Source organism: Paraburkholderia sp. J63, from assembly GCF_905220245.1.
In the GTDB taxonomy this organism is placed as follows: domain Bacteria; phylum Pseudomonadota; class Gammaproteobacteria; order Burkholderiales; family Burkholderiaceae; genus Paraburkholderia.
Map to the genome: position 1 here is coordinate 82235 of NZ_CAJMZF010000017.1, position 16463 is coordinate 98697.

The 16463-nt window shown below is 68.0% G+C and carries 16 protein-coding genes; 4 read left to right on the plus strand and 12 right to left on the minus strand.

Going from position 1 to position 16463, the window contains the following annotated elements:
* Window positions 1-56 precede the first annotated feature (56 nt).
* The 8 genes from U5775_RS19615 to U5775_RS19650 form a co-directional block, all read right to left on the minus strand.
* Window positions 57-1907, minus strand: a complete 1851-nt coding sequence (locus U5775_RS19615; protein WP_322059751.1) for a methyl-accepting chemotaxis protein — start codon at window positions 1905-1907, stop codon at window positions 57-59.
* Between the two features lie 157 nt (window positions 1908-2064).
* Entirely contained in the window at window positions 2065-2997 is a 933-nt protein-coding gene (gene rbsK / locus U5775_RS19620; RefSeq protein WP_415913611.1) for a ribokinase, read from the minus strand.
* A gap of 181 nt (window positions 2998-3178) precedes the next feature.
* On the minus strand, window positions 3179-4222 hold the full coding sequence (locus U5775_RS19625) for a LacI family DNA-binding transcriptional regulator (protein ID WP_322059753.1): 1044 nt from the start codon (window positions 4220-4222) through the stop codon (window positions 3179-3181).
* A gap of 236 nt (window positions 4223-4458) precedes the next feature.
* Complete coding sequence (locus U5775_RS19630; RefSeq protein ID WP_322059754.1) at window positions 4459-5523, minus strand: ABC transporter permease; 1065 nt, start codon at window positions 5521-5523, stop codon at window positions 4459-4461.
* Window positions 5520-7256 carry a sugar ABC transporter ATP-binding protein gene (locus tag U5775_RS19635; protein ID WP_322059755.1) on the minus strand — a complete coding sequence of 579 codons (1737 nt, stop codon included), beginning with the start codon at window positions 7254-7256 and terminating at the stop codon, window positions 5520-5522. The genes U5775_RS19630 and U5775_RS19635 overlap by 4 nt, the downstream gene beginning before the upstream one ends.
* 418 nt (window positions 7257-7674) lie before the next feature.
* Window positions 7675-8655 (minus strand): sugar ABC transporter substrate-binding protein, encoded by a 981-nt coding sequence (locus U5775_RS19640; protein WP_322059756.1) that lies wholly within the window; start codon window positions 8653-8655, stop codon window positions 7675-7677.
* A 172-nt stretch (window positions 8656-8827) separates the two neighbouring features.
* Window positions 8828-9805: a magnesium/cobalt transporter CorA gene (gene corA / locus U5775_RS19645; RefSeq protein ID WP_322059757.1), complete on the minus strand. Its 978-nt coding sequence runs from the start codon at window positions 9803-9805 to the stop codon at window positions 8828-8830.
* A gap of 216 nt (window positions 9806-10021) precedes the next feature.
* On the minus strand, window positions 10022-10480 hold the full coding sequence (locus U5775_RS19650; protein WP_322059758.1) for a hypothetical protein: 459 nt from the start codon (window positions 10478-10480) through the stop codon (window positions 10022-10024).
* A 247-nt stretch (window positions 10481-10727) separates the two neighbouring features.
* Here U5775_RS19650 and cydX point away from each other — a divergent pair, with 247 nt between their 5' ends.
* Together cydX and U5775_RS19660 are read left to right on the plus strand one after the other, a co-directional pair.
* Entirely contained in the window at window positions 10728-10922 is a 195-nt protein-coding gene (gene cydX, locus U5775_RS19655) for a cytochrome bd-I oxidase subunit CydX (protein ID WP_322059812.1), read from the plus strand.
* Window positions 10919-11509 (plus strand): ATP-binding protein, encoded by a 591-nt coding sequence (locus U5775_RS19660; protein WP_322059759.1) that lies wholly within the window; start codon window positions 10919-10921, stop codon window positions 11507-11509. Before cydX ends, U5775_RS19660 begins: the two co-directional genes overlap by 4 nt.
* Before the next feature lie 73 nt (window positions 11510-11582).
* Here U5775_RS19660 and U5775_RS19665 read toward each other — a convergent pair whose 3' ends face one another.
* Both U5775_RS19665 and U5775_RS19670 read right to left on the minus strand, forming a co-directional pair.
* Window positions 11583-12689 carry a saccharopine dehydrogenase family protein gene (locus U5775_RS19665; protein WP_322059760.1) on the minus strand — a complete coding sequence of 369 codons (1107 nt, stop codon included), beginning with the start codon at window positions 12687-12689 and terminating at the stop codon, window positions 11583-11585.
* A 238-nt stretch (window positions 12690-12927) separates the two neighbouring features.
* Complete coding sequence (locus U5775_RS19670) at window positions 12928-13392, minus strand: Lrp/AsnC family transcriptional regulator (RefSeq protein ID WP_035532630.1); 465 nt, start codon at window positions 13390-13392, stop codon at window positions 12928-12930.
* Window positions 13393-13679: 287 nt separating this feature from the next.
* On the opposite strand from U5775_RS19670, the gene U5775_RS19675 reads away from it, so the two are divergent.
* Both U5775_RS19675 and U5775_RS19680 read left to right on the plus strand, forming a co-directional pair.
* Window positions 13680-14234, plus strand: a complete 555-nt coding sequence (locus U5775_RS19675; protein WP_322059761.1) for a Spy/CpxP family protein refolding chaperone — start codon at window positions 13680-13682, stop codon at window positions 14232-14234.
* Window positions 14235-14558: 324 nt separating this feature from the next.
* Entirely contained in the window at window positions 14559-14993 is a 435-nt protein-coding gene (locus tag U5775_RS19680; protein WP_322059762.1) for a PGDYG domain-containing protein, read from the plus strand.
* A gap of 30 nt (window positions 14994-15023) precedes the next feature.
* Here U5775_RS19680 and U5775_RS19685 read toward each other — a convergent pair whose 3' ends face one another.
* Window positions 15024-15389: a DUF3022 domain-containing protein gene (locus tag U5775_RS19685; protein ID WP_322059763.1), complete on the minus strand. Its 366-nt coding sequence runs from the start codon at window positions 15387-15389 to the stop codon at window positions 15024-15026.
* Between the two features lie 75 nt (window positions 15390-15464).
* A complete protein-coding gene (locus tag U5775_RS19690) occupies window positions 15465-16283 on the minus strand; it encodes a YhfC family intramembrane metalloprotease (protein WP_322059764.1) in 819 nt (272 codons plus the stop codon).
* Between the last annotated feature and the right edge of the window lie 180 nt (window positions 16284-16463).

The window sequence follows — 16463 nt, forward strand, 5'->3', positions numbered from 1 at the left end:
GCGGCGCGCGGGCGGCGACGATTACGCGAGAGGCGCGAAGGCCCCGCAAGCTCGCATCAGAAGGTCTCCCAGTCGTCGTCCGATCCGGCGGCCGGGGTCGTCAGCGCGGCGGCTGGCGCTGTTGCCGCGCGTGCGGCGCTGGCGGATGCGCGTGCGGGCGCGCTCGAAGCCGGGCGGGCTGCGGCGGACGCCGTGCGGCGCGGTGCAGGCACGCTGGCGTGCTTGGCGTGCTTGGCGTGCTTGGCGTGCATGGCGGGCTTCGCCGCCGGACGCGCCACGGGCTTGGCACTCGCAGGCGCCACATCGGCCGCGGTAATGGCTTGTGAACCGGTGGCTCTTGCGGTTTGCACGGCACCCGCCGCGTGGGCATCGTCGAGATTGAACACGGCGACGGCGGTGCGCAGACGGCCCGCCTGGTCTTCGAGCGACTGCGCCGCGGCGGCGGCCTCTTCCACGAGCGCCGCGTTTTGCTGCGTCACCTCGTCCATCTGCGTGACGGCGCGCGCCACCTGGTCGATGCCGCCCGACTGCTCCTGCGAGGCCGCCGCGATCTCGCCCATGATGTCGGTCACGCGCTGGACCGCGCCGATGATCTCGGCCATCGTGCGGCCCGCCTCGTCGACGAGCGCCGAGCCTGCCTGCACGCGCTCGACCGAGGTGCCGATCAGCGCCTTGATCTCCTTGGCCGCCGCCGACGAGCGCTGCGCGAGACTGCGCACCTCGCCCGCCACGACCGCGAAGCCGCGCCCCTCCTCGCCCGCGCGCGCCGCTTCCACGGCCGCGTTGAGCGCGAGGATATTCGTTTGAAAAGCGATGCCCTCGATGATCGCGATGATGTCGGCAATCTTCGCCGAGCTCTGGTTGATCTCGCCCATCGTGCCCACCACCTCGCTCACGACCCGGCTGCCCTTGTTGGCGATGTCCGAGGCGCTGGCGGCCAGCGCACTGGCCTGGCGGGCGTTTTCGGCGTTCTGCTTCACGGTGCCGGTGAGCTCCTCCATGCTGGCCGCCGTTTCCTGGAGCGCCGAAGCCTGCTCTTCCGTGCGCGACGAGAGATCGATGTTGCCGGCCGCGATCTGGCGCGTGGCCGTGGCGATCGCTTCGGTGCCTGCGCGCACCGAACGCACGGTGTCGCCGAGACTGCGCTGCATGCGCGCGACGCCGCCGAGCAACTCGCCCATCTCGTCGCGCGTGCGCACCACGATGGGGCGGCGCAGATCGCCCGCGGCGATCGCGGAGAACGCGCCCAGCGCCTCGCGAAGCGGCTGCGCGATCGCGCGGCGCAGCGTGAGGAACGAATAGACCGCCGCGCCAATGCCGATCAGCAGCGCCGCGATGGCCGCGATGCGCAGTTCGTCGAATGCCGATTCGGCGTCGTTAAAGCCGGCTTGCGCTAGCGTGCCTTGCAGCCTGTCGAGTTCGAGATCGGACTGCGAGAGGTCACTGTAGGCGGTCTGCAGCGCGTTCGCGCCCGCCACGACCTGGCTCTGGTCGCCCGCGGCGATGGTGGCGGAAAAGCGGTCGGCGGCCTGCTGGAACGCGGTGCGGCGCGCGGCAACGTCCTGCGCAAGACGCGCTTCCTGCGGCTCGCGCGGCAAGTTCAGATACTTCTTCCAGTAGTCATCGGAGACGCCGCCCAGCATGCGTGCGCGCGCGAGCGTGGCGGTGGCATCGGGCGTGCCGATCTCGAATGCCGCGCGGTCGAGCGCGAGCCGTTGGCGCGCCGCGTAGATTTCGGCCAGATTCACGGCATGGCTGCTCGGCATCTGATCGGTGTAGGTCTCGCGGTATGCGTCGTTCGAGCGCGTCAGGCCGAGCAGCCCCACCGCGCTGATGGCGACGATGAGCGCCGCGAGAAAACCCATCGTGAGGCCGATGCGCGCCTTGATGCTGATGCCCTTGTTCATGTCTCTCCCATGCTTGCCATGAGGCGGATTCCCCACCCACGATGTTGGGCTGCTGCCCTGAGCGGGTTTACGGCAAACGTTTGAGAGGCTTGAAATAGTTATATGTTATGAAGAATAAGGCGAGGCACCTGACGAATAAATTACAAAAAGCCGACGGCTAGCGGCCCATGTCTTCCAGCGTGGGAATGGACGGCTGGGCGCCCGCGCGCGTCACGGAGATCGACGCCGCGCGCAGCGCGAACTGAATCGCCTGAGCCGGATCTTCGCCGGCGGCCAGCCGCGCGGCCAGGGCGCCGATGAAGGTATCGCCGGCCGCCGTGGTGTCGACCGCGGCCACCTGGGGCGCGGGCCAGTGCACGGGCGATGGCGTGCCCGCATCGTCCGCCGCGTTTGCTTCACCGCCGTCGAGCAGCGCGCAGACGCCCTGCGCTCCCAGCGTCACCAGCACGTTGCGCGCCCCCGCGCGATGCAGCGCCTCGGCGGCGCGCGCGGCGTCCTCGGGCGTGGCGAGCGGCAAGCCCGTGAGCGTCGCGGCTTCGAGTTCGTTGGGAACGAGGTAGTCGATGAGCGGCAGCCACTCGGCCGGCAGCGGGCCGGTCGCCGGCGCGGGATTGAGGATGGTGGTCTTGCCGAGCAGGCGCGCCGCGGCGAGCGCCGCATGCACCGCGTCGGGCGGCGTCTCCAGCTGACAGACGACGACGTCGGCGGCCGCGAGCACCGCCTCGTGGCGCGCGAGCATCGCGGGCGTCACTTCGCCGTTGCTGCCCGCCACGATCACGATGGAATTCTGGCTCGCATCGTCGACGATGATCAGCGCCACGCCGGTCGGCGCCTGCGGCGCGGTGTCGAGCGCGCCGCAATCGATGCCTTCGGCCAGCAGCCCGGCGCGCAGCAGCTCGCCGTTGGCGTCGGCGCCCACGCAGCCGATCATCGCCACCCGGGCGCCCAGGCGCGCGGCCGCCACGGCCTGATTGCCGCCCTTGCCGCCCGCGACCTGCGCGAACGCGCTGCCCGCAAGCGTCTCGCCGGGGCGCGGCTGGCGCGGCGCGCGCGCGACGAGATCCATGTTCAGGCTGCCGACCACGGCCACGCCGCCGCGCGGCGGTTTGGCGTCGTGCACGGCTTTGTCCTGCGTACCCGCTTGAGTCGCGGCGCGCCGCGCTTCGTCAATCGTCATTCGTTGCCTCCCGTGCCATGTCCAGTCGGCCGATTATGCACGCGCCGATGCACGCTGAGGCATGTTCAGGCACGTCTAGGCACGGCCCGCGCGCTCAGGCCGCGAGCGCCGCCGCCTCGGAGGCGCCGCACCACGGCGCCGTCGATTCGCGCGGGATGAGTTCGGCCGTCATCACGCGCCGCAGTACCGACGCGCCCGTGCGCTCGCGCCCGGCCGCGCCGATCCGCTCGATCAGCGTGAGCGCCGCCATCTCGCCGAGCGCGCGCGCCGGCTGGCCGACCGTCGAAAGCGCGGGCCAGGTGAAATGGCCGAGCTCGATGTCGTCGAAGCCGATGATCGAGCAGTCGGCGGGCACGCGCAGGCCGCGCTCGGCGGCCGCCCGCAGCGCGCCGATGCCCATCATGTCGTTGCCGGCGAAGATCGCGCTCGGGCGCACGGTGTCGAACAGCTGCGCCGCGGCGCGATAGCCGCCCATGCCCGAGAAGTCGGCCTCGACGATCGCGCCCGGCGCGATCTCGATGCCGCGCTCGGCCATCGCGCGCAAAAAGCCGTGCATGCGCATCGCGGCCACCGCGGCGCTGACCGGCCCCGTGATGCAGCCGATCCGCGAGTGCCCGAGTTCGAGCAGATGGCGCGTCGCGAGCCAGGCGCCGCGCTCGTGGTCGATCTGCACGAGATCGGCGTTCAGGCCTTCGATGTTGCGGTCGACCACGACGATCGGCTCGCGCGTCTCGCCGAGCGTCTGCGCGAGCACGGCGTCGTCGCCGGCCGACGCCACGATCAGCCCGTCGATGCGCTTTTCCTGCAGCACGCGCAGGTAGTTGCGCTGCTTGACCGGATCGTCGTCGGAATTGCAGAAGAACACGCAGTAGCCCTTCTGCGCGCAGCCGTCCTCGACGCCGCGCGCGAGCTCCGCGAAATACGGGTTCGTGCCGTTGGGCACCACGAGCCCGATCGTCGCCGTCGAGCGCGCCTTGAGCGAGCGCGCGACCGCCGACGGCACGTAGTTGAGGTCGCGAATCGCCTGCTCGACCTTGGCCCGCACGTCCGCCGACACCGGCCGCGAATTGTTCACCACATGCGACACCGTCGTGAAAGACACCCCTGCCACGGCGGCCACATCCTTGATCGTCGCCATCTTTGCTGTTGCTCCTGCTTTGTCCTGCCCGTTTGCTACTGCTGCCGCCGCGCGGCCGGCCTCTCGTTGACTAGTTCTGCTATTGGAGACCGTGCTGCGCGGCGATTGCCCTCGGCGAGCACGGCGGCCGGTTGCCCGGCCGCGCCCGCATTATTTTCTTGTGATCCTTTTGTACTTCGCCTGCTATCGCGACTACTGCTGCGACTACTGCTTCATCTGCTGCATGAACCGCCCCGTCACTTGCCACCGCGCTTGCCGCCGCGGCGGCTTCGATACGTGTCGAGCACCACCGCGACCACGATCACCGCGCCCGTGATGATGCGCTTGGTGGGCTCGTTCGCGCCGATCTGCGCGAGCCCCGCCGCGAGCACGGAAATGATCAACACACCGAAGAACGTGCTGATGACCGAGCCGCGGCCGCCCATCAGGCTCGTGCCGCCGATCACCACGGCGGCGATCACCTGTAGCTCGAGACCCACGCCCGCGTTCGGATCGGCGGCTTCGAGACGCGAGATCTGGAACAGCGCGGCCAGGCCCGAGAGCGCGCCCATCAGCGCGAACACGACGATCTTGTACGGGCGCGGATCGACGCCCGCGAGCCGCACCGCCTCCTCGTTGGTCCCGATACCGATCAGGTAGCGGCCGAACACCGTGCGCGTGAGCACCGCCTGCGCGATCACCATGACCGCCACGGCGATCAGGAACGCGGGCGAGATGCCGAACGCGATCGGATTCGAGAGGAAGTCGAACGCATCGCCGATATAGGCCGTGCGCGAATTCGTCATCTGGTACGCGAGGCCGCGCGCGGCCTCCAGCACGCCGAGCGAGACGATGAACGACGGAATGCGCCAGCCCACCGTGACCGCGCCCGTGAGCGTGCCCGTGGCCGCCGCGGCCAGCAGCCCGAGCAGCGCCGAGGAAAACGCACCGAGCCCCCACTTGAGCGCGGCCACACTCACCACCGAAGCCCCGAGCGCCAGCACGGAGCCCACCGAAAGGTCGATGCCCGCGATGATCAGCACGAACGTCATGCCCACCGACATGACGACGAGATCGGGAATCTGGTTGGCGATCGTACTGAACGTATCGTATGTCAGGAAGTGCGAACTCAGCAGCGAGAACAGCACGATCATCGCGACCAGCGCGAGCGCGAGGCCCAGGTAGTTCGACAGGCCAAAGCGCGTGCCGACGGGCTTGGCGCTCGCGGCCGCCGGCGCCGCGGCATGCGGGGCGCTGGCCGGCGGCGTGGATTGTGGCGGCTCTGCTTGCTCTGGTTGTTCGCGCAACGGTCGATTCGTCATGAAGCGCTTCCTCCTCGCCCATCGGGCGGCGGCGATTGAGCGCGATCCTCGGCTCGATTCTCAGGCACGGGCGTTTTCAGCTCGGGCAAGTCCGCGGTATCGGCGAGCAGCGCATCTTCGGCGCGATAGCCCGCGAACGCGGCGCCGAGCAGCGCGTCCTGGGTCCACTCCCCGCGCGCGAAGATCGCCGTCATCTTCCCCGCCGACATCACGCCGATGCGGTCGCAGATCAGCATCAGCTCGCGCAGGTCGCTCGACACCACCACGAGCGCGCAGCCATCGCGCGCGAGTGCGCCCATCAGCGCGTAGATGTCGAACTTCGCGCCCACGTCGATGCCGCGCGTGGGTTCGTCGAAGAGCAGCACGCGCACGCCCTTCGCGGCCCGCTCGCCGGTCATGCGCCGCGCGAGCCAGCGGCCGATCACCACCTTCTGCTGATTGCCGCCCGACAGCTCGCCCACGCTCTGGCCGGGGCCCGCGGTGCGAATGCGCAACGCGTCGATTTGCTCGCCCGCGAGCGCGTTCTCGCGCGCGGCGTCCACCACGCCGTAGCGGGCCACTGCGCCCACGTTGCCGAGCGACACGTTCGCGGCCACCGGTTGCGGCAGCAACAAACCCTCGCCCTTACGGTCCTCGGTGATGAGCGCGATGCCGTGGCGCACCGCGTCGACCGGCGAGTCGATGCGCACCGGCGCGGGCGGCTCGCCGGGCGCGGCCGCGAGCGCCACGGTGCCGCGGTCCTTCGCATCGGCGCCGTAGATGAGCCGCATGAGCTCGGTGCGCCCCGCGCCGATCAGCCCCGACACGCCGAAGATCTCTCCCGCGCGCACCTCGAACGAGACATCGCGCACGACGTTGGCGCGGCCGATGCCGTCCACCTTGAGCAGCGGCGCGCCGATGCGCCGCTCGCCCAGTTCGATGCGCTCGCCAAGCTCGCGCCCCACCATCAGCGCGACGATGCGCTCGGGCGTGAGGTTGGCCATGGCATCCACGCGCACGAGCCGGCCGTCGCGCAGCACCGCCACGCGCTGCGCGATGCGCGCGAGCTCCTCGAGCCGGTGCGAGATGTAGACGAGCGCCACGCCGTGCGCCCTCAGCCGCGCGATCTGCTCGAACAGCAGCTCGACCTCGCGGCCCGTGAGCATCGCGGTGGGCTCGTCGAGGATCATCACGCGCAGCGGCGCGGCGCCTTGCGCCTCGTCGCCGATCAGGTTGCGCGCGATTTCCACGAGTTGCTGGTGGCCGATGCCGAGCTCGCCCACCGGCGTATCGGGGTCGATCGCCTCGAGCCCGACTTGCGCCATCGCCGCGCGGGCGTCCTCGCGCAGACGCGCGCGATCGATCCAGCCCGCCCAGCCGAGCGGCCCGGCGTGGCGCGGCAGGCGGTTCAGAAACAGGTTTTCGGCGACCGACAGCGTGGGCAGCAGGTTGAGCTCCTGCATCACCATGCGCACGCCGAGCGCTTCCGCCTCGCTGCGGCTCGCGGGCGCGTAGGGCTGGCCCATGAGCGTCATGCTGCCGGCGCTGGGTGCGGTGAGCCCGCCCACGATCTTCGAGAGCGTGCTCTTGCCCGCACCGTTCTCGCCCGTGAGCGCAAGCACCTCGCCCGCGTGCAGCGCGAGGCTGACGTCGGCGAGCACCGGCTGCTCGTAGGTCTTGCCGGCGCCCGTCACCGTCAGCACCGCGCCTTGGGCGGATGCGGGTGGCGGGGCGTCGGGGGCAGTTGCTTCCATCACGATCCTGTTATCGCGAGCCGCGCCGCCCGGATCCCGCAGGGGTACGCAGGTTCCGGAGCGACCGGCCGCCGCTCAGGTGGCGACAAGCGGCACACCACGGCGGCTCGCTCGCTTGTGCGGCCATCACGTACGAATAACGGCGGCGCGAAGGTTTTCTTGAGCGCTTATTACACGAAAAGGCGACACGAAAAGGCGACACGAAAACGCGACACGAAAACGCGACATGAAAACGCGGCATGAAAAACCAGCTCGACTGCGCGACGCCAATTAGTGCCCCGAAACGCCGCCAAGCGGTCCTGCCGCCGATCCAACCTCAACCGGCCGCCGGAGCACATCGCGCAAACCCTCGCGCGATAAACGCACGCCATCGCACGAAATCACACGCCATCGATTCGGCGTGCATATTTTTGCAGCCTTACTTCGCGGAGTCCTTGGTCACGAGCACGACCGGCGTTTCCACCACGCCCGAGAGCTCCGACTGCTTCTTGTGCCCCTTGAGCGCTTTGAGCGCCGTGTCGATGCCGAACACGGCCTGCTTCGCGGCGTACTGGTCGGCGGTCGCGAGCACGCGGCCGTCCTTGAGCATCGGCTTGATGGCGTCGATGTTGTCGTAGCCCACCACGTAGACCTTGCCCTGCTTGCCAGCCGCGCGCACCGCCGACACGGCGCCGATCGCCATGTTGTCGTTGCCGCACAGGAGCGCCTTCAGGTCCGGATATTCATTGAGCATGGCCGAGGCGACCGCATTGCCCTTGTCGATTTCCCACTCGCCCGACTGCACCGAGACGATCTTCGCGCCCACGGCCTGCATCGCGTCCTTGAAGCCCGCCGTGCGCTGCTGCGCGTTGGTGGTGGTCGAGACGCCTTCCACGATGCCCACCTGGTCACCCGCCTTGAGCTTCTTCGCGAGGTAGTCGCCGACGAGGCGCGCGCCCTTCTGGTTGTCTGGGCCGACGAACGGCACGTTCAGGTCCTTGGACTTGAGCACGTCGGGATCGAGCCGGTTGTCGATGTTCACAACGATGATGCCCGCGTCCACGGCCTTCTTCACCACGGGCACGAGCGCCTTGGAGTCGGCGGGCGCGAGCACGATGGCGTCCACCTTCGAGACGATCATCTGCTCGACGATCTGGATTTGCGCGGCGGTGTCGGTTTCGTTCTTGATGCCGTTGGTCACGAGGTCGAACTCGGACGCGTTGTGCTTCTGGTAGTCCTTCGCGCCGTTCTCCATGGTGAGGAAGAACTCGTTGGCGAGCGACTTCATGACGAGCGCGACCTTGGGCTTGTGGCCGGCCGCCGTCTGCGCGTGGGCGGCAAGCGGCATGGCGGCCGCGAAAGTGACGGTGGCGAGTGCGGCTGCGGCGCCAAGAACGCGCCGGCGAATGCGGGAGTTCATCGTTTGTGTCTCCGGTTGTCGGGCCCGGTCGGGCCGTATTTCTGGTTATGCGCAAACGTTTTCAGGCGCCCCATTCTCGGGGCGCTCGATCGGCCATGTCAAATCGGCCCTGTCGATGACGCCGGCGCCCCCGCTTCACGCTGCAGCGCAGCAGCCGGCATGGGCGTCGGCCTCAGAGCCAGCCGCCGCGGCGGAACAGGACGAACAGCACGATGTCGATGATCGCCATCACGGCCAGGCAGACCTGGTAACCATACTTGAAATGCAGTTCGGGGATGTCCGCGAAGTTCATCCCGTAGATCCCGGCAATCATGGTCGGCACGGCGAACAGCGCCGCGAACGAGCCGAGCCGCTTGGTCACCTCGTTTTCGGCGAGCGAGATCATGCCGAGATTCACCTGGATCGCCGTGACGATCATTTCGCGGCGCGCGTCGACCATGTTGGAGATGCGCACGAGGTGATCGTAGACATCGCGATAGTACGCCTGCATGCCGAGGCAGATCTGCGGAATGCGCCCGCCCACGAGCTTGCCCACGGCGTCGACGAGCGGCGTCACGTGGTGCTCCAGGATCACGAGGCGCCGCTTGAGCGAATAGAGATCCTCGATGATGGCGCGCGACTGCGCGAGCGTGTGCTTCTCGAAGATGCGGTCCTCGAGATCCTCGATCTCGCCGGCGAGCTTTTCGAGCACCGGCGAGTAACGGTCGACCACGCTGTCCATGAGCGCGTAGAGCACGAAGCCGGCGCCCTCCTTGAGCAGTTCCGGCTCACGCTCGCAGCGCGCGCGCACGTCGGTGAAGCCCTGCTGCGAGCGATGGCGCACCGAAAGCACGAAGTTCGGGCCCGCGAACACGTTCACCTGGCCGGTGACGATTTCGCCCTCCTCATCGATCTCGATCGTGTGGAACACCGCGAAGAGCGTGTCGCCGTATTCCTCGATCTTGGGCCGCTGGTTGCCGTTCATGACGTCTTCGATGGCGAGCGCGTGCAGGCCGAATTCCTCCTTCATCGCGGCCATCTCGCCCGCGTCGGGGTCCTTGAGCGCGACCCAGACGAAGCATTCGGGTTTCTGGAGATAGTCGCTGATGGCCTCGATGCCGATGTCGGCCAGTTTCTTGCCGCTCTGGTACGCGGCGCAATTGATGAGCATGTGTCGTGTTCGTCCCGGCGGCGCGGGTGCGGAAAACGCGCGCGCCGCCTGTCCTCAGGTTGATCGATCCGCCAAGTTTAGCGTTGCATCGACCTGCGAGGCGGCGCGCGGGTTCCGCAACCGGATCCGGGACCTGTGCTGCGCCGGCCCGCGTGCGCCTGGAGGCGCTTGCGGGCGCATGCAGGCGGCCCGGGCGGCAGTCTGCTTACTGCGGGCTTACTGCGCGACCCGGCGGATACCGATGCGATGATCCTTGTCGAAAGTTACACTCGCGCGATTGGTGTAGCGCGGATCGACGAGAAAACGCAGCTCGATGACGGGATCGAACTGCGTCGTCACGGCGATGCGGTGAACGCCGGGCTTCAGGTAGAACGTGACGTGCTCGCCGTCCATGAGGTCGGTGACCTGCTCGCCGTCGATGTAGACCGGGGCGTCGCGGAACTTGGCGATGACATTGCGGGTGCGCTCGCGCCTTACGTCCACGGCGACGAGGCCCTCGCCCGGCTGTGTATAGCCCGGCTTGACGATGCGCTCGGCCGGCACCGGCTTGAAAGGCATCGGCGGCGCCCGCTCCTCGGCGCAGCCGCCCAGCGTCAGGGTCACGGCGGCGGCGGCCACGAGTGCGGCCGCGCGCGCGGCCGAACCGATGCTCACTTTGAACACGCGCGATGGCATGGGCGCGATCCCCTCGTCGGTTTTTCGATGCTTTCGTGGCGCGCGCCGCGCAGCGACCCTCGCCGGCGGCGGCCTGCCCGTTCCGTGTGCGCCCATGATATACGCACGCGGCGCGCGGCCCGCGCGGGGCGCCGCACATTGCGCGCCGCAAGGCTGCATGGCGCATCGACGGTGGATCGCTGGTATATGCTTTGGAATCGGGCTCGATCCCGCTCAGTCATCGCGTCAAGCGAGGAGAATGCAGGCGATGTGGTACTTCACGTGGATACTCGGCATTGGCGTGGCGCTCGGCTTTGGCATCATCAACGTGCTGTGGCTCGACGCCAACGGCAAGTTCTTCGATGCTCAGGGCGTTGAACCGCCGCCCCTGAACGATCGGGCGAACTCCACCGCTCAAGCTGGCGGCGCGCAGCCGGACCCGACTGGGGACCGCCGTTCGTGACACGATTGATTTTCTTCTGCGGCCACGCCGGCACCGGCAAGACCTCGCTCGCCAAACGCCTGATCGGCCCGCTCGCGCACGCCACAGGCGAGCCGTTCTGCCTGCTCGACAAGGACACGCTCTACGGGCGCACGAGCGCGGCGACGCTCGCCGCGCTCGGTCAGGATCCGCACGACCGCGACAGTCCACTGTTTCTCCATCATCTGCGGGACCCCGAATATCAGGGCTTGCTCGATACCGCGCGCGAGAATCTCGCGCTCGGCGTGAGCGTGATTGCGGTCGGACCGCTTTCAGGGGAAGTGCGCGAGCGGCGCCTGCTCGATCGCGCGTGGCTCGGTGTGACGGCGGACGTGGGGCTCGCCGCCGTCTGGGTGCGCACCGACGAAGAAACGGCGCGCGAGCGCATCGTGGCGCGCGCGCATCCCGACGACGCCTACAAGCTCGCGCACTGGCAGACGTATCGCCAGCGACGCTTCGAGCCCGAGGGCGCGCAACTCGACGACCTCATCGTGTTCGACGCGAGCGTGCCCGAGCCTGCCGACTACGATGCGCTGCTGCAGCACATCGTGAAGGCGTCCGCGGCCTGATCGCATTCCGGTCGCAGCCGCGGCGCCTGTTCTGCTTTATCGGCGCTTTCGCGCCCGACGCCGCCCGAACGCTTCAGGCAACGGGTACCGATGCCAGCGCTTCGAGCGTCGCGCCTTCATACACCTGGCCGAAGCGGTTCGCGAGGAACTGCTCCAGCGACACCTGCTCCTGGCGCACGAAGCCCTTTTGCGGCAGCTTCTTCTCGCGGAACAGATCGAGCACCGCGCACATGGCGCCTGCCGTGGTGATCTCGATCGCGCTCATCGGCACGCCGCAGACCGTCTTCGCAAAGATCTTGCGCGTGAAGACTTCCTGCACGAGCTGGCCGTTACGCATGCCGGTCACGGTGATGAAGATCAGCACGACGTCCTGCTCCGTCGACGGAATCGCGCGGCGCATGATCGACTTGAGCGTGTCGCGGTCGCCCGAAAGACGCAGGTCTTCGAGCAGGAACTGCATGAGCGCGCGGTGGCCCGGATAGCGCACCGACTTGTAGTCGAGCGATTCGACGCGCCCGGAGAGCGTCTCGCACAGCGTGCCCAGACCGCCCGAGGTGTTGAACGCTTCGTACTCCACGCCGTCGAGCGAAAAGTGCTCGTGGCCTTCGAGCGGCTGCACCATCTGCGTGCGGCCTTCGTGGATCGCCTCGCAAGGCTGGCAGTATTCGTTGATGAGGCCGTCCACGCTCCACGTGAGGTTGTACTTGAGCGCGTTGGTGGGGAACTGCGGCAGCGCGCCCACGCGCATCTTCACTTCGCGGATCTCGGTGAAGCGGCTCGCGAGCGCATGCGCGGCAAGGCCGATGAAGCCCGGCGCGAGCCCGCATTGCGGCATGAACGCGTGATCGGCGTCTTCGGCGAGCGCGCGGATCGCGTGCGTCGCGCGCACGTCCTCGGTCAGGTCGAAGTAATGAACGCCCGCGCCCTTCGCCGCCGATGCGACGTTCACCGCGAGGTAGTAAGGCAGCGCATTGATGAGCACATCGAAGCCTTCGAGCGCGCCGCGCAGCGCGGCGGCGTCGCCGGAATCGACGCGCAGGGTGGGAATGCCCTGCGCCGCGAGCTTTTCGAGCGCGTGGGTATCGCGGTCGAGCGCAGTGACTTCGTAGTCTCCGGTCTCGCGCAGCATGTGTGCAATGGTGTGGCCAATCAGGCCGGCGCCTGCAATCGCGACTTTCATTTGTCTCTCCTTGGAGTTGTTTGTGGTCTGGGCCATGCTGTGCCCGGTGCACACAGTCTAAGGAGGTGCCAAATCAGATCCTAGACGCAAAATGATGCGCTTCGTCGGGGAATTTCGTCATTTTGACGATGGTTTTCGTCATAACGACGAAAAACTGTAAAAACGGTGTTAACGATGAGGTTGAAGATGGCTGTTGAAGTTGGCCGTCGAAGCCCCGCGCGCATCGTCCCTCAGCCCTTCAGCCCATCACCGTGCCGCGGTCAATCTTGCGCGCGAGCACGATCGACGTGGTCGTGCGCTCGACGCCCTGCATGCCGCCGATCTGGTCGAGCAGATCGTTGAGGCGATCGGGGGAATCCGCGCGCAGCCAGGCCACGTAGTCGTACTCGCCGCTCACCGCGCAGAGCAGTTGCACTTCAGGCATCTTGCTCAAGCGCCGCTGCACGTCGGGGCCGTTGCGCGGCGCGATGATGAGCCCGACCCACGCCTGCAGGCTCGCGTCGAGCACGTCCTGGCCGAGGCGCACGCCGTAGCCCGCGATGACCTGGGAGCGTTCGAGCCGCGCGATGCGTGCGAGCACGGTGGTGCGCGCCACGCCTAGCTGGCGCGCGAGATTGGCCACGCTCTCGCGGGCGTTTTCCTGCAGCAGCGCAACGAGGCTGCGGTCGAGGTCGTCGAGTTGGTCGAGGCGCGGCGGTCTCATCGTGGGGCGGGCTCCCGGGATGTCGAAGTATCGAAGCGGTGAAGGCCAATGGCTCAATATCGCGCCATTATCGCGCGCGGCGGCCCGCCGACGAACCCGCGAACGTTCGTGCCCGCGCCATGCGTGTTGCGTGTTGCCGCTTATTTCCGTGCGTTTCGTTTGTAAGCAGTTGTCGCACGGCAGCCGCACTTGCGCGATAACGTGGTACTAATAACGCCTGCAACCGATGTGGATGCTGCGTCTACTCGCTACGTAACCGCTACGAATTGAAGATTCAAGGAGCAATAATGAAGAAAGCTTTCGTCATCCTTGCCGCAACGCTCTCGATGAGCGGCGCTTTCGCACAGACCGCCGCGTCGTCGGCCGCGCCTGCGGCTGCGGCATCGAACGTCGAAGCGCGCGCCGCGCAGCATCAGCAGCGCGTGGAAGAACGGATCACCTACCTGCACTCGGCGCTGAAGATCACGGCCGACCAGGAATCGCAATGGAAGACGTTCGCCGACGTCATGCGCAGCAACGGCGCGACCATGGCCGACCTCTACAAGCAGCGCATGGAAGGCGAAGCGCAACGCAACGCGCTCGACGACATGAAGCAGTACGCGCAGATCGCGCAGACGCACGCCGAGGATATGCAGAAGCTCGTCACGGCGTTCGAGCCGCTCTACAACAGCTTCTCGCCGGAGCAGAAGAAGCTGGCTGACACGACCTTCCGCCACGGCCAGCACGAAGTCCACAAGGGCGCGGCGGGCCATGCGAAGCGCAAGGGCAAGCCCCACGCGAAGGCGCCGGCCGCCGAAGCGGCAAGCGGTGCGGATGCGGCCAGCACGCCGGCTGCGCAGTAAGCCCGCGCATCAGGCAGCACGCGCATAGCGAATACCGCGCAAACAGCATCAAGCAGCACTCAAGCAGCGCGCGAGCGGGCCGGACTATCGGCCAGTTCGCGCGCTGTGCTGTTTGGGGACCCGTTGTGGCTTGCCCTGGCGCCCGTTGCCGGGCCCGATTCGTGTTACGCTCGCGGACCTCACGACGGCCGGGCAGGCTTGCCCGGCCGTCGCGCTTTATCCGGCCACGCATTCCGGCCATCACCCGTATCGCTGCCGCATGACTCGGGCGCAGCCCGCGCTTCATCGGCGACATTCCTTCGTAACAGGTCCGCTGCCGCCATCATGATCGAACTGACCCAACTCGACCTCGCCGCCGATCCCGCCGCGCAACGCGTGGTCAAGGACGAAACCGTCACCGTCGAATTCGCCGCGGCGCCCGGCGAGCTGATGAGCCTCGAAGGCCCGAACCGTTACGCGCCGGGCGATGCGATCATCACCGGTGCGACGGGCGAGCGCTGGGTCGTCTCGCGCGAGCGCTTCGATCCGAAGTACCGGCCCGCCGACGCCGCGCTCGCACACGGCGCGCCCGGCGCCTATCGCAACCTGCCGACGGTGGTACTGGCCAGGCGCGTGGACGAGCCGTTCACGATCGTGCGCTCGGCGGGCGGCGATCGCCTCACCGGCGTGGCCGGCGACTGGGTCATGCAATATGCGCCCGGCGACTACGGCGTGGTGAAGGCCGAGCGCTTTGCGAAGGTGTACCGGCTCGCCGATTGAGTCTCGATTGAGCCGATCAAGTCGTGCGCTTCAGGCGAATTCCTCGTCGAGATCGAGCGTGACGTCGCGCGGCGTTTCCTCGCCTTTCGCGTGCTGTTCTTCGAGCGAGCCGATCGTAGCTTCCACATACGCGCGCAGCACCGCAAAGCTGCGCCCGCGCAGGCGCGGCGGCAGCGCCCGATAGCGCGCCAGCGCCGCCGGCGCGATGGCGACCGCGAGCGTCATGCGGCGCGCGGCGGCGCCCATGCGCATCGCCACCCAATGCACGACGAGGCGCGGCGCGCCGTTTTCGGCGGGCTGCTCGCTAAAGCGCGTCTGCTCGGGGAACAGATCGGCGATCACGCGCGCGAGCTCGTTGAAATCGGGGCTCGCGCATTCAAACAGATAATCTTCCATCGCTGGCAAAGTGGAATTGAGAAAACGTTGCGTCCGCAACGTAGCGGCATAAAGGGATGAGCGCCGCGCGGTGGCTCAGACCGTGCGCGCCTCGCGCCTGCCCGGCACGCAGGTTCTGAAAAGCACGACGGCCACCGCGATCGCCACGACTGCGTAGAGCGCATCCACGGCGACGAGCGGCACGAGACGCGCCTGGAACATCGCGGCGGGCACGTCGATCATCGCGTGCAGCACGATCGCGATCGGCAGGATCGACTTGCGCCCTGCCCGCACGCCGCGCCACATCAGCACCGAAAGTCCGATCTGGAACACGAACGCGGCCGTGCGCTCGAGCGCGAACACGCCCGCCACCGTCGGCGAGAGCGCGGCCAGGATCAGATGCACGCGCAGCACGGCGTCCATCGTGAGATTGCTCAGATGCTCGTCGAGCTCGCCACGGTTCGCGAGCACCGCGAAGACGATCCACTGCAACTGCACGAGCACGCCGACGAACCACGCTTGCGCGCCGCCGTGGCCAATGCCGTAGGCGAGCCCCGTGCTGTCGGCCGGTGCGTTGGCGACACCGGCCGAGCGCGCCGCGCGCCGCGCGATCATGCGCATCGCGATGTAGCGCCCCACTTCCTCGCAGACGCCCGCCGCGAGCGCGCCGTACAGCACGAATGCGAGCGGATTCGCGAGCAGTTGCGCCGTGACGGGATTCTCGTGGAGCACGTAGCCGTTGAGCGCGCGCTCGATCACCGTCGCGAACAGCGCGAAGATGGCCACGCCCGCGACGGTGTCGCGCCAGTCGAACGCGAACGGGCCGCGCAGCCGGCGGTAAAGCGAGATGGGCAAGACGGCAACGAAGAGCGTCGCGAGCGAGAGGCAAACTAGCGTGACCGGGTCGACGTGCATGGGGTTCCTTGTGACGGCCGACGCGCGAGACGCGCGCCGCAGCCCGAATCATCGCAGATATCGGGGCGCCCGCGCAGCCCCGGCGGCGCGAGCGCGGGCCGCTCCGGCCGGGGACGCGCGCTGCGGGCAAGTCTGCCGATTGGGGAAACAGCGAGGGAATAACGCGCGAAGAGCGCACGA